This is a genomic window from Limnohabitans sp. 2KL-3 (assembly GCF_001269405.1).
Taxonomy (GTDB): domain Bacteria; phylum Pseudomonadota; class Gammaproteobacteria; order Burkholderiales; family Burkholderiaceae_C; genus Limnohabitans_A.
Genome location: NZ_CXON01000005.1, coordinates 33,437 through 46,926, shown reverse-complemented (window position 1 = coordinate 46,926; position 13,490 = coordinate 33,437). Strand labels below are relative to the sequence as shown.

The 13,490-nt window shown below is 51.4% G+C and carries 11 protein-coding genes; all 11 read right to left on the bottom strand.

Features of this window, described 5'->3' with window-relative positions; all coding sequences use genetic code 11:
* Nucleotides 1-7 precede the first annotated feature (7 nt).
* The 11 genes from AMM41_RS08760 to AMM41_RS08710 all read right to left on the bottom strand — a co-directional run bounded on the left by AMM41_RS08760 (nt 8) and on the right by AMM41_RS08710 (nt 13,489).
* The gene (locus AMM41_RS08760) at nt 8-1,246 is read right to left on the bottom strand and encodes a DegT/DnrJ/EryC1/StrS family aminotransferase (protein ID WP_089956466.1); all 1,239 of its coding nucleotides are present in this window, start codon (nt 1,244-1,246) and stop codon (nt 8-10) included.
* A 9-nt stretch (nt 1,247-1,255) separates the two neighbouring features.
* Nucleotides 1,256-1,912 (bottom strand): acetyltransferase, encoded by a 657-nt coding sequence (locus AMM41_RS08755; RefSeq protein WP_089956465.1) that lies wholly within the window; start codon nt 1,910-1,912, stop codon nt 1,256-1,258.
* Nucleotides 1,909-2,502 carry a sugar transferase gene (locus AMM41_RS08750; RefSeq protein ID WP_089956463.1) on the bottom strand — a complete coding sequence of 198 codons (594 nt, stop codon included), beginning with the start codon at nt 2,500-2,502 and terminating at the stop codon, nt 1,909-1,911. The genes AMM41_RS08755 and AMM41_RS08750 overlap by 4 nt, the downstream gene beginning before the upstream one ends.
* A gap of 17 nt (nt 2,503-2,519) precedes the next feature.
* Nucleotides 2,520-3,671, bottom strand: coding sequence for a glycosyltransferase family 4 protein (locus AMM41_RS08745; protein WP_194944679.1), 1,152 nt, complete (start codon nt 3,669-3,671; stop codon nt 2,520-2,522).
* A gap of 88 nt (nt 3,672-3,759) precedes the next feature.
* Complete coding sequence (locus tag AMM41_RS08740; RefSeq protein ID WP_228769177.1) at nt 3,760-5,481, bottom strand: glucosamine 6-phosphate synthetase; 1,722 nt, start codon at nt 5,479-5,481, stop codon at nt 3,760-3,762.
* A 106-nt stretch (nt 5,482-5,587) separates the two neighbouring features.
* Nucleotides 5,588-6,670 carry a non-hydrolyzing UDP-N-acetylglucosamine 2-epimerase gene (wecB, locus tag AMM41_RS08735; protein ID WP_089956459.1) on the bottom strand — a complete coding sequence of 361 codons (1,083 nt, stop codon included), beginning with the start codon at nt 6,668-6,670 and terminating at the stop codon, nt 5,588-5,590.
* A complete protein-coding gene (locus AMM41_RS08730; protein WP_089956968.1) occupies nt 6,667-7,788 on the bottom strand; it encodes a glycosyltransferase family 4 protein in 1,122 nt (373 codons plus the stop codon). The genes wecB and AMM41_RS08730 overlap by 4 nt, the downstream gene beginning before the upstream one ends.
* Before the next feature lie 34 nt (nt 7,789-7,822).
* Complete coding sequence (locus AMM41_RS08725; protein ID WP_089956457.1) at nt 7,823-9,106, bottom strand: hypothetical protein; 1,284 nt, start codon at nt 9,104-9,106, stop codon at nt 7,823-7,825.
* Nucleotides 9,107-9,121: 15 nt separating this feature from the next.
* On the bottom strand, nt 9,122-10,999 hold the full coding sequence (gene asnB / locus AMM41_RS08720) for an asparagine synthase (glutamine-hydrolyzing) (protein ID WP_089956455.1): 1,878 nt from the start codon (nt 10,997-10,999) through the stop codon (nt 9,122-9,124).
* 12 nt (nt 11,000-11,011) lie between these two features.
* A complete protein-coding gene (locus tag AMM41_RS08715; protein ID WP_089956453.1) occupies nt 11,012-12,313 on the bottom strand; it encodes a lipopolysaccharide biosynthesis protein in 1,302 nt (433 codons plus the stop codon).
* Nucleotides 12,314-12,367: 54 nt separating this feature from the next.
* The gene (locus AMM41_RS08710) at nt 12,368-13,489 is read right to left on the bottom strand and encodes a DegT/DnrJ/EryC1/StrS family aminotransferase (RefSeq protein WP_089956450.1); all 1,122 of its coding nucleotides are present in this window, start codon (nt 13,487-13,489) and stop codon (nt 12,368-12,370) included.
* Nucleotide 13,490 lies beyond the last annotated feature (1 nt).

The following is a 13,490-nucleotide window of genomic DNA, read 5'->3' as shown; positions in this document are numbered from 1 at the left end:
TCTGAACTCATTGACTTGCCAAAGCCATGACCTTCTGTATGGCTGCACAGGTCTTTTGAATCTCATCTGCGGTCAAGGTAGGGTGAACCAAAAACATCACCGATGTCTCACCCAACTCTTTGGCCACCGGCAGACGCGTCTCAGGGCGCCAACCCGTGCCATCAAAGGCTTTCTCTAGATAAACTTCAGAACAAGAACCTTGAAAGCAAGGCACTCCCTCTGTGTTGATCGCCTCTACGATCCTGTCTCGCGTCCAGCCCGGGGCCAGACGCTCGGGACGCACATAGGCATAACACTTGTAATGCGCATGCTCGCAAGCCGTGCCTGACGCAGTGCAAGCACCCACACCACCCGCACCCCCCGGGCAACTGCCACAGCCCAGCAGCGGCAACTGTGGCACCCGTAAAACCGCAAACTCAGCACACGCCGCCCAAATCGCCTGCGCATTGCGCGCACGCGCTGCAGACCAATCCTTCATGCGCCGCAGCTGAATGCGCCCAATCACCGCCTGCATCTCCAGCATGCGCCAATTGGTGCCAAAACTCTCGTGCAACCACCTGAACCCCGGCGCGTGCTGGCGCTCGTACACCGCCTCGTAACTCTTGCCATGGTCCTTGAACGACCACATCGCCCGCCACAGCGCCTCGTCATTGGTTGTGACCATGCCACCCTCGCCGCCCGTGGTCATGATCTTGTCCTGGCAAAAACTCCAAGCCCCCACATGACCAATGCTGCCCACAGGCCGCCCCTTGTAACGTGCGCCATGTGCCTGGGCGCAATCCTCAATCACCATCAAGCCACGCTCAGCCGCCAGCGCCATGATCGGGTCCATGTCGCACGGCCAACCTGCCAAATGCACACACACCACCGCCTTGGTACGGGGCGACAACACCGCCGCAATCGTGCTGGCCGACACATTGCCGCTGTCGGCCTCCACATCGGCAAACACAGGTACTGCGCCGGCATTGACCACACACGAAATCGACGCAATGAAAGTGCGCGGCGTTACCACCACCTCGTCCCCTGGGCCAATGCCCAAAGCCTTCGACGCCACATCGAGTGCCAACGTGCCATTGGCCAGCGCCACGGCATGCGCCGTGCCGCACCAAGCGGCAAACTCTTTTTCAAACTCGCGGGTCTCGGTGCCCGTCCAATAGTTGACCTTGTTGGACATCACCACGCGGTGCACCGCGTCGGCCTCTTCGGGGGTGAAACTGGGCCAGGGGGAAAAGGGAGTGTTCAGCATGTTGTCTCTTCAGTTTTTGATCAAAGGCCGCGCCGGATTGCCCACCACCGTCACCCCCGGTGGCACGCTCTTGGTCACCACCGCGCCCATGCCCACCACTGCGCCACGGCCAACGACCAAAGGTGCACCGGGTAGGCCCTGCTTGATGACGGCACCCGCGCCAATGTAGGCATGGTCTTCAATGTGCACATTGCCGTTGCACATCACGCCCGGGGCAAAAGTCACAAAGTCGCCCACCACACAGTCGTGCTCGACATAGCTGTAAATGTTGGCGTGGAAATGCTGGCCAATGCGGATGTTGCTGGTCAGCGTGACAAAGGGGCACAACACCGCGCCCTCGCCCAGCTGCACATCGTCGAGCTGCACCACATTGGCTGCCCGCGCCTCAAAAAACTGCACCCCATCGGCCGCGCAGCGCTGCACCAATTGCTCGCGCACGCGGCTGTTGGCAATGGCCACATTCATGTGCCGACTGCTGGCAGGCTCGCTCAGCCACTGCGCATAAGTCAGCACCCGCTGCCCGTTGACCATGGGCGCTGGCGGGTGGTCGTCCACAAACACCAAATCGGCATCACCCGCCGCCAAAGCGGCCTGCAACTGCAGGCGCACCAAAGGCAACACGCCACGGCCACAACCGCTTGCTCCAAAAATGGCAAAACGCTTCAAGCCTTGTCTCCCTCAAACTTAGGCATCGTCGCCTCCCCCGCTGCGCTGATGCCATCGCGCACCAACACCTTGCGCACGGTCAACCACAAGATCCTGATATCCAAAAACAGGCTACGGTGGTCTACATACCAAACGTCCAGCGCAAACTTGTCGGCCCAGCTGATCGCGTTGCGGCCATTGATCTGCGCCCATCCCGTGATGCCCGGGCGTACCTCGTGGCGGCGGGCCTGCTCGGGCGAATAAAGTGGCAAATATTCCATCAGCAAAGGGCGTGGCCCCACCAGGCTCATCTCGCCACGCAAGACATTCCACAGCTCGGGCAACTCATCCAAGCTACTAGAACGCAAAAAGCGGCCAAAAGGCGTGAGCCGCTGCGCATCGGGCAGCAAAGCGCCACTGGCGTCTCGTGCATCCGTCATGGTTCGGAACTTGACCATGCGAAACGGCTTGCCATGCAAACCTGGGCGCACTTGGGTAAACAAGACCGGGCTGCCCAGCTTGCGGCGCACCTGCCAAGCCAGCGTCAATAATGGCAGGGCAAGCACAAGAAGTCCAAGCAAGGCGGAAATAAAATCAAATATCCGTTTCATATTCCAGACCGTACAAGTCAAGCCGGTGCTTTTAAGTCAAGCATGATCGCCAAATAATCTGCGGCCAATTTCGGGTATTGCCTGTTAGCAAGCAACCAGTTTTTCCCCCGCATACCAATGACAACCCGCTCTTCTTCAGGCATCTGAGCGTAGCGTTCAACCTCATTTTGCAGCGCCGTCACATCACCTGCAGGAACGTAACTGCCGCAATCAGCTTCGTTGATCATGGACGGAAAGCCCGTGTACGAGGCCACGACCGGCTTGCCAGCCATCATGTAATCAATGACCTTGTTCAACGATTGTCCGTATTGCCACACCTGTGAAACATGGACTGAAAAATACAGCAAGTCACACTGCGACAAGACAGTCTGAACCATGGTCTTAGCTACGCGTGGTGCAAAAGTCAAATTGTTTAAATGCGCATATTTAAGCCGATACGTCTCGCGCAAATCACCATCGCCCACCACGAGGAAGTGAATGTGTAGACTCGCGCTCATGGCTTGGGCACATTCAAGGAAAGTATCTAGCGCATTGGTAATACCGATTGAGCCCACATGCGCCACAATGAATTTGTCCTTCGGAAAATTCATCTTTTCATAGCCGTCTGGCAAAGCTGCAGGCACAGCATACAAATCTGCATCTACACCCATAGGAATGCAATGTGTTGGTCGTGGGTAGCCCAACACATTGCGCACATGCGCGCCCAAATTCGGCATGGTGCCAACAATGGCATCGGCATACTTGTAGCCCAAACGCTCAACAACGCCCAAGACCCAAACAAAAGGATTGGTTGACTTAAACCCCCCCTCTTCGATAATCGTCAAAGGCCAAATATCGCGTATTTCAAAAACCAAGCGGCATTTGTACCGAACTTTCCACCACAAGCCATTGAAAATCGTCAGCAAGGAAAGGCTGGACACTACCACCACATCTGGTCTGGGCAAGGATTTCTTTGGTAACCACACCAATCGCCACTCAAAATGCAGCCAGCTCAATATCCGCCGCATGGACTTGGCCACTGTGTATTTCATAGTGCGCACCCACCACAGTTGAATGCCATCTACCTCTTGCAGCAGATAACCAGCATCTAACTGCGGTGGCGCAGCCAATTTGTTTGAGTCGGAAGTGATGATCACCACCTTGTGACCCATGTGGGCCAACTCTTTCATGAGCAAATAACCACGCCCGCCTGCCGTGCCGCTGCCGGGTGGTGCCACGTACTTTGACACATACCAAATACATGTACTCATGCGTTACTTAGACCTTGCAAAGTTTCGGGATGGCATTGATCACAGGAATAACCTTGTCAAAGTCCATCCCAATCGCATCCAAATACCACTTGATGTTGGGGTACCGTGGCCGGTTCTCATCTTCAACCAGCACCAGCGCTTCTTCGCGGGTCATGTCCCCCTCGCGGATTTGGTTGCTGCGGAAGGTATCGTGTTCGGTGAAGCCCGCCACGGTGTAATAGATGTAGTTGTAAATGGCGGCCGTGCCGTCACCAATGCGCCAAGTGGTATTGGTGTCTGGCGCAGTTTCCCAGTCATATTGGTTTATCAATGTGTCGTCAATGGTCTTCTCATCCCACCGCCAATAATCAAAGATATGGTAATAGTCGGTCTTTTTGTTGAAGCTGCGGTAATACTCACCCGACAAGGTATCCCACAGCGAACTGTTGAAATAGCTTGGGCTTTGCGCCATCGCCTTCAGGCGCAGCCACTGGTAGCGAAGCTGTTTCATCGCGCCACTTGAATAGACTTTTTCTTCTTCAAAATCTGGTGGCACCCCCAAGTAGCCCGCCTTGAAGTGCGTAACCTCCAGCGGGTTGACACCCCACAAATTGAGCGAAATGCCCGTTTGTTGCTTAACCGTCTCCACATGGCGGAAAAAGTGCTTATCCCCCGCCGTCAAGATGCTCACCATGCCCAAGTGTGGCGACTTCAGCCATGCCTGCAAATTTTTGGCGATGTTGCGGCGCTTGAGCGCAATGTCGTCCGCCACGATGATGTTCTCAATACCCATCTCTGCGCACATGCGGCTGATATTGCGACGGCCCAAATCTGTCACCATGCCCCAGTCATAGGTATAGGTAATCGGCTTCATCTTCAGCTCTTTTGCAATCAAGTGCAGTCCGTAGCAACTGTCGCGCCCCCCTGAAAACGGCACGATACAATCGTCGCCATTTTTGCGCCGAAAAGGCTCCACCAAGTTGAACAGTTGTTCAACAGGCTTGGGACGGTTCCGTGGTTTGTAAGTGTGGCAATAGTTGCAGACACCTGCCTCATCAAAGCGGATGTATGACATCGTCTCGGGCAAGATGCAACGGGTACAACGGCGCAAGGTGTAGCGTTTGTACTCTAGCATCGCCTCTTCAGCCCTGTGCGTGCCCAAACTGGGAATCAGATTGGTCGTGCGTTGGGCATGCTCGTGAATGGTCGGCTCAGCTGCCACAACAGGGATATCAAACACCAAACCCTCAGTTCGTACCTGCGTCACTTCTTGACAATTCAACTGCGTTAGCGGGTATTTTTCTGATGCAAAGTAATGTGCCCCCTGCTTGGTGCCGTGGAATAAGCTTCCATTGTTTGAAAACAAACACATCTTGCCCAACTTTGGCAAGGCCAAAGCGCAGGCCACCACGCCCTCACACAACGCCAGAACCCGCGCAGCCACACCTTCAACCAGCCCGCCCCTCTCCAAATACTCAGCTGCAATGGCCGCAATGATTTCAGTGTCGATCTCTTGGTGCCGGGGTTTAGCGACCTGAGCCCACAAAGCTGAATCATTCACCACAATGCCGTTATGAATCACACACACACCATCACGGTAAACAGGCTGGTTGTCGACCAGGCCATTGGTGATCAAGCGGCTATGCCCCATGACCAAGCCGGCAGACGATGTGTTCACATGCTTTAACAAAGCGGTGATCGCTTTGTTGGCACGGTGCAGGTCGTAGCTATTGTTGATGCTGATGAACAAGCCACTGGAGTCTTTGCCCCGCTGCTCTGAATGCTGGGCCAACAAACTCAGCTCTTCTTTGTTGATGGATGTATTTGAGACAACCCCGAAAATTCCACACATAGATTCAATCCTTCAGGGCATTCACAATTTTTATAGCAGCATCGCCTTTGCCATACGGCTCAATGGCTTGACCTTTACTACCGATGGCAGAGATGACAGCATTGGCAACAGCTGCTGATGAAACAGGCGGCACCAACCTGTTCCAACCCGCATTGACCAGTTCCACCCACTCCGTCTCGTCTCGCAAAGTGACACATGGCACTCGGTAGAAAAACGCCTCTTTTTGCACCCCACCCGAATCTGTGGCAATGACAGCTGCATGCTTTTCGAGTTGCACCATGTCCAAATAGCCCACCGGGTCGAGCAGGCGCAACTGCGGTGACAGCATGGCCAAACGTCCCATGCTTTGCAGCACCCCCCTGGTTCGCGGGTGCATGGGCCAAACCACAGGCAACTTTTGAGCCAAAACCTCTAGGCCGTCCACAATGGCTCGGAGGCGTGCGGAGTGGTCAGTGTTTTCGGCGCGATGCACAGTTGCCAACACATACGCGCCTGGGGCCAAGTTCAGTTGCTGCAACACACGACCCGTTGCATCCACACGCTGGCCGTGGTGAAGGGCCACGTCATACATCACATCTCCCACCTCTTCGATGGCTGAAGGCGCAACGCCCTCCCGCACCAAATGCTGGGTGGAAGCGTTTGTAGGGGTGAACAACCAGCGCGAGACGCGATCCGTCAGGATGCGGTTGACCTCTTCAGGCATGGCCATGTTGAAGCTGCGCAAACCCGCCTCAATGTGTGCCACTGGAATGTGCAGCTTTGCAGCAGCCAAGGCCCCAGCCAGTGTGGAATTAGTGTCTCCATACACCAGTACGGCATCAGGCCGTTCGGCCTGCATGACTTGCTCCAGTCGCTCCAGCATGCGACCCGTCATGGCGCCGTGCCCGCCACCGTGAATGTCCAGAAAATGGTCAGGCTTGCTCATGCCTAGCTCGTCAAAAAATACATCTGACATGTTGGCATCGAAGTGCTGGCCCGTATGGACTAACACCTCTTGAAACTGGCCAGACTGCCTGAAACCGTGCGAAACCACGCTCGCTTTGATGAACTGAGGGCGTGCGCCCAAAACGGTAAGGATTTTTCTCATTTGTCAGTGTAGCTGAATGTACGATCATAAAAAGCAAACAACTTTTGTTCCTCAATGGCCCAGTTGTATCGCTCGTTCACAGCCTTGCGACCATTTGCTCCCATTCGCTGAGCCTCTCTTGGGTTGGATACCAAATAATCTATGGCTTGTGCAATGGCCGCAGGGTCAAGTGGATCCACAAGCAAACCACAATCATTGCCTTGAATGATCTCGCGCCACAACGGGAAGTCAGAAGCAATGACGGGAATGCCTGCGCTCATGTACTCGAACATTTTGTTGGGCTGCGCGTCTACGTGATTGGGGAGAGGGTGAAACGTGACCAAACCTGCTACCGATCTTGACAATACCTCGCGCACACCCAAACGGTCCACAAAACCAAGGTCGTTAACTTTTTGCCACCCGGGTAGGTCTTTAACGCTTTGCTTCGTACCCAACTCAGAAAAACCACCACAAAGGTTAAGCCTTGCTTTGGTTTGAACCATACCCATGGCCTGGCACACCTCAGTTATTCCTCTGATCTTGGCGATGCCGCCCACATAGCAAACTTCGGCCTGCTTGTTGCCCCATTCCACATCGGTTGCCAACTCACCCAACATGGGAAAGTTATTGATATCCACGGTATTTGGGTTTATTGTCAGAAATTTGTTACGAATAAAAGGCGTGGCGGCTATGACGCCATCAAACCGTTTGCACGCATAAGACTCAAATATGGCAAACGATTTAGACAGGCACCAAAGGGCCGCTTTGTTTAAGTAGGGCTTGCCCAACAATTGCTTGGGCACATCTTCATGAAAGTCAAACACAACACATTTACCTAAACGCTTGAGTTTCAACCCAATCGGGATGAGCTCAGGGTCGTGCAAATGATACAGGTCTGCATTTAGACTGGCCGCTCTCTTAAAGACCCTTTTAGGTGAGTTGCGAATGCGGTCCAGTCTCCCCTTGCAAGAACCTACATCTATTATTTGTACGCCTTCGTAAAAATAATCACCTTTTCCATCGGCGACGACCTGAATAACCTCATAGCCCCCACGCGCCAACGAAAGGCACATTTTGAGGAATATACGCGTGTCGTCACGTGAATGTGCGGAGGTTAAGTGCAAAATTTTGAATATCATTATATAACCCACTTGCTATTAACTAATTACCAATTTAATTTTTGAAATAATTTTTCGACCTAAGCATGTATAGCAATACCATAGATACACCGAAGCCATGTGTCAATAGTGATGTTGGCAAATCTGCACTAGTAAGAAGTGCTTGAGATGGGATAATTACTACGGCCACGGCAATCCATACCGGCATATGCTTTGAAGAAAGATTATCAATTAATTTAAACATCAATCCTACTAACAAACCGTAAATAAACATACCAAATACGCCAGCATGCATGTACCCAGTTGAAAGGAATGAATTATTTGCAGCAGTAGTATCATCACCCAAATAACCACCTATTAATAACGCAGTATTAGTTGAGTAAGGATATTGCAAAAAGGGCGCAGCAATTGAATTAGACCAGTATACAAATGGATGCACCGAAAAAAATTCATAGTAATCAAACGTTAACTTTGCTGGAACAAAAAAAACACGCCTTATAAACATAGAGGGAAGAAAAATTTCATCAAAAATATAATAATATAATAGCAAAGCCACAACTAAAATAAAAAGCGCAAAAGGAATCAAAGAAAGGGTTTTTGTCCTAGCGAACCAAAACCAAATAAAAACTATTAACATAGGATAAACTATAATAGACTTATGTGAACTTACACCAAACCAAAATAAGTGTAGACCAATAAAAAAACCTGCGAGCAAATATTTTTTCTTCCACAGAGCCAGAGCTAATAAAACAGGGCCAAATACTTTGCTTGCCCAGACATTTAGGTAGCCCATAACTCCTTTATCAATTAACTCACCGACATCATCTCTGAAATCATAAACCAACGTAAAATCAAGATTGAAAAAATTTAAACCGCCGCTTTTAACCATCCATGCAGTAACAATAATAACACCAAAAATCAAAATAAAATAAGACAGCCCAACTCCATCTTTCAGATTCTTCAACCCAAAAACCGGACCAAGCCTAAATACATAAATCAAGAGAACCGACATAAATACGATGTAAAGTGCGCCACGATCAGCACCAGATAAACCATAAAAAACAAGCAGAGGGGTTAGAAATGTAAACAATAAAAATACCATCAAAAAATCAGATGGTTTTGTTAAAATTTTTGGCGTCGCAACAATTAAAGGAATATAAATTAACCAAGATTCAATACGCTTAAATAAATCATACTTTATACTATACCCCTCATACTCAAACAAAGGGACTATAAATTCTATGTAGGCAAACGCTAGAACGAGTTTAAATAATACAGCGGCAATCAAAAAAAAAGCTTTATTTTCTTTTTCTTTCTTTCTTTCAACAGTGTTTTGCATGATTAATTTCACCCACTAAAGGTTTCTGTGCCATAAAGCAAAATTCATCCACCTCCACACCTGAGGTGAATAGTTTTTATGGCCAAATATTTTATTATCAAACTCCTTGATTAACTCTTTCTTGTTAATAAAGGGTAGTTCCAAATTTGTATTGATTACAACTTTCAACTGGTCAGCCATCAACTTCATGAGACCATATTCCGAAGTGGCAAATCCAATTTTATCTTTTCGTTTTAGCACATCTTCAGGAACTATTCCGCTCATCGCAGACCGAAATACATGTTTAGTTTGCCCTTCATGTGATATTAAAAAATTCTCAGGCATAGACAGAAGTAATTTTACAAAGTCAATTGTCAAGAAAGGGACACGACTCTCTACACTGAATCTCATAGAATTTCGATCCCCATGTCTTAACAAACTTGCTATCCCGCGCTTTGAAAGTGAAAGCCCCAACTCATCAATCACCCTTCTGCCTTTTATATTGCCTTCTGGCCTAAGCCTTGGTTTGATCAAACTAACGCCTTGTTCCATTAATACTTCAGGGTTTATCCAAGTCGGGACCGTTTTTCTACCATCTAATTTGCGTAGTAGTTTATAAAAATTACCGTCTGACATTTCTGATGCAAAATACTTTAATCCAATTAAGTGGCTACGACCTGGCCATTCCGCCCAATTATTCCAGAATTGAAATAAGTTGGCATATTGACTTGTTTCGACAAGACTCCTCAAACGTTGGCCTGGATAGCCGTCATACCCAGCTAACATTTCATCGGCCCCCTGTCCATCTAATGTTACGGTTACTCCATGTTCCCGTGCCATTTGGTAGACACGGTATTGCGCGTAGATGCTTGTGCTGCCAAAAGGTTCACCTTGTGTAAGTATCATGTCGTCTAAATCTCTCATTAGATCTTGCGATGACACTCTTACTTTGTGAGATATTGCACCAACATGCCGGTTAACACGGTCAACCCATTTCTCTTCATTAAGTTGAGTATCTTCTGCAATAAAACTGAATGTGTGAATAGGCAAATCAGGCTCCAAGTGTCGCATGGCACATACCACGGCAGAAGAGTCAATCCCCCCTGACAAGGCTGCGCCCAGCGGCACGTCGCTTCTTAGGTGCAAGCGAACGTTATGTAAGAACTGCTCCCGCACCTGCTCCACCGCATCCGCAAACTTCCAGCCCATAGCTTCTTGCGTGTTTGGATACCACCAGCGCTTTGGAGAGTGCACATGGCCAGTCTGGATATTGATTTCCATGCAATGGCCAGGTCCTAAGTGGTGAACCCCTTGATAAAAAGTTTCTGTGTTGCTGTCGTAGTCACCATGCACTAAATAATCGTAAGAGCGCTGCCAGTTAAGGGCTGGTTTGGTAGGCAAGAGTTCCAACAGCGCAGGCAATTCTGATGCAAATGCCAATTGACCATTTGCAGCAGAATAAAAGAATGGTTTGATACCGAAGGCATCCCGCACGCAGGTCAAGGTGGCCTTTGTTTTGTCAAGGACAGCAAAGGCAAACATGCCCACCAAGCGTGGCAAGCAATCTACGCCCCACTGGGCCCATGCAGCGAGCAGCACTTCAGTGTCTGAGTCCGAATTAAAGCTGTGCCCCATGCTCTGTAGTTGAGTGCGCAACTCACGGTAGTTGTAGACTTCGCCATTGAAAACAATGGCCCAGCGACCATCACGCGAGTGCATGGGCTGATGGCCGGCAGAACTCAGATCAATGATGGACAGGCGGGTATGACCGAGCGCTACCGCAGCGTTACCAACGGGATAAAGCTGATAACCGTCGTCATCGGGACCACGGTGTTTGATTTTCTTGAGTGACATCGGCAGTCTTTGGACTGCATGCTCTGGGTTTATCCACCAGCCACCTGTAATACCGCACATTTTTTTATTCCGTTATTTTTTTTGAAGCCTGCTCTCCACCAACAGGTAAAGAACCAGGGCGTACGCAACATAGCCCAGCGCTTGGGCTAGGGATACCAACAGACAAAATTCAACCAAGCTCAGTGCCAGATGGGATGCCAAGAAATAGCACCCGATCATCAGCACCAATGCCGTGACATCGTAGAAAAGCTTCCACTCCTGCGCTTGCAAGACCGGCAATGCTCGGCTCAGCGGGCTGATCACAAATGCCGAATACAACCAGGGCGCAAGACTGGCCGCAACGGTGCCCGCAGGGGCCCAACTTTGACCAAACACGATGGGAAATGCCCAAGGTAAAACCGCAAGACTGACCACCAGCGGGACTAAGCCGATGAGGCCCAGTTTTTTGAGCAACATGTAAAAAACACTGCGGGCACGCTGAGGGTCTTTGTCGCGAACAGCCTCGGCCAGTGACATCTGAAAAACATCGGCCACCGCTGCGCCTATTTGTGCGTTGGGCAGACTCAATACCAAACGTGCCAGGCCAAACCATCCCGCAGCTTCTGCTCCATACAAGCTCGCCACCATGGGCAAGGGTAACGTTGCTGCAAGTGCATCCAACCATGCCGAGGGGGTATCGAGCATCGGAAATTTGGCATATCTCAGTCCGGCTTGATGCAGCTGCAGGTAGCCAATGGTCGAGGGTTTGCTCGCTGCAAAGTGCAGCTTTGTGGCTTGCATGAGCCTGTGCATGGAAGACAAAGCACCAGCCAACTCGGCTGCAAATAGTGCAACCACGCCACCACCAAATGCGCCCAACCCCAACTTGGTGCCGGCGATTGCCCCCGCACGAACAATCGATGCCTGACTGATTTGCGAAACCAAACCACCCCTCAGTGCCCATGATCGGTAAACCATGAACAGGCCATAGCCTAACAAAATGGGCCATGCAATCAGGGGGGCCCAAACTGGCAAAAGCTGGAACTCCAAAACATGGTTTTGCTGCAGAAGCCACAAAACCGGCACGCCCAACACAGACATCAGAACAACCAAGATCGTGGCCAATCGGTGCACCACATGCGACTCTGCGTCATCAGCAGCGATCATCAATGCTTGTTCGTAGCGCAGTGCAATGCCAGTGACCCAGAAGCCAAAAAAGGACAGGAATAAAGAGACAGTGCCAATTTCGGCGGGTGTGTACAGCCGCGTAACCAAGGGCAAGCTGCATATGCCGATCAGCTGTGCCAGTGCTGTCCCTCCACTGAGCACGAGGATGCTGCGGTAAAGGGCGTTTTGCGGTTTGAGCCTGCTCAGAAGTCTTTGGAGGCGGGACACTGATTACCGATTAATAGAACACAGATTCCAAGTGCCAACTGAACAGACCAGACCTTAGGCACTTTGCACGGATAAGGTAATTTGCTGGATGCTGCTTTTGTCCAGATAAGGATGCATCGGCAAACTCATCACCCGCTGTGCCACCGCATCACCCACGGGCAACTGCACCTTGGCATCGGCTACGGCGGGTTGCTTGTTCAGGGGGATGGGGTAGTGCACGGCGGTGGGGATGCCGGCTTGTTGGAGTTGGTTTTGAAGGGCTTCGCGGTTGGGCACTTGGATGGTGTATTGGGCCCAGGCGCTGGTGTTGTGAGGTTCGACGTAGGGAGTGATAAGGATGGGCTCTGCCTTCGTTTGTGGGTCATTCGCGCACGGGGGTGCGCTCCTACAAAGGAGGGTGTGGTAGGTGTCGGCCACGCGTTGGCGTTGGGCCAGTTCTTCGTCCAGCACGGCCAGTTTGGGCAGCAGGATGGCCGCCTGCAAGGTGTCCATACGGCTGTTCACACCCACACGGATATGGTGGTATCGGCGGTCTTGGCCGTGGCGGGCAATTTGCCGCATGACTTTGGCCAGTTCGTCATCGTTCGTGAAAATCGCCCCGCCGTCACCGTAGCAGCCCAGGGGTTTGCTGGGGAAGAAGCTGGCGCATGCAATGGTCGTCAGGTTGCAGCTTTTGCGACCTTTGTACGTGGCACCAAAGCTTTGTGCCGCGTCTTCAATCACGGGGATGCCGTGTTTGGCGGCAATGGCGTTGATGGCGTCAAAGTCGGCGCATTGGCCGTACAAGCTGACCGGGATGATGGCTTTGGTACGGGGGGTGATGGCGGCCTCCAGCAGGGCCGGGTCCAGGTTGTAGGTGCAGGGGTCGATGTCCACATACACCGGTTTGGCCCGCAGCAGGGCCACGGTCTCGGCGGTGGCGATGTAGGTAAAGCCGGGTGTGATGACTTCGTCGCCGGGGCCAATGCCCAGCGCCATTTGCGCAATTTGCAGTGCGTCCGTGCCGTTGGCCACGGTGATGCAGTGCTTGGCCCCGGTGTAGGCGGCCAGCTTTTCTTCCAGCTCGGCCACTTCGGGGCCAAGGATGTATTGGCCATGCTGAAGCACGCGCTGGATACCGGCATCGATGTCGGCCTTGAGGCGCTGGTATTGAGTTTTGAGGTCGATGAAGTCCATA

Bases quoted from the DNA above. Each gene is read 5' to 3' on its own strand.
- AMM41_RS08760 (WP_089956466.1), bottom strand. From the start codon at position 1,246: ATGCTGAACACTCCCTTTTCCCCCTGGCCCAGTTTCACCCCCGAAGAG.
- AMM41_RS08750 (WP_089956463.1), bottom strand. From the start codon at position 2,502: ATGAAACGGATATTTGATTTTATTTCCGCCTTGCTTGGACTTCTTGTG.
- AMM41_RS08745 (WP_194944679.1), bottom strand. From the start codon at position 3,671: ATGAAAGAGTTGGCCCACATGGGTCACAAGGTGGTGATCATCACTTCC.
- wecB (WP_089956459.1), bottom strand. From the start codon at position 6,670: ATGAGAAAAATCCTTACCGTTTTGGGCGCACGCCCTCAGTTCATCAAA.
- AMM41_RS08730 (WP_089956968.1), bottom strand. From the start codon at position 7,788: ATGATATTCAAAATTTTGCACTTAACCTCCGCACATTCACGTGACGAC.
- AMM41_RS08725 (WP_089956457.1), bottom strand. From the start codon at position 9,106: ATGCAAAACACTGTTGAAAGAAAGAAAGAAAAAGAAAATAAAGCTTTT.
- asnB (WP_089956455.1), bottom strand. From the start codon at position 10,999: ATGTGCGGTATTACAGGTGGCTGGTGGATAAACCCAGAGCATGCAGTC.
- AMM41_RS08710 (WP_089956450.1), bottom strand. From the start codon at position 13,489: ATGGACTTCATCGACCTCAAAACTCAATACCAGCGCCTCAAGGCCGAC.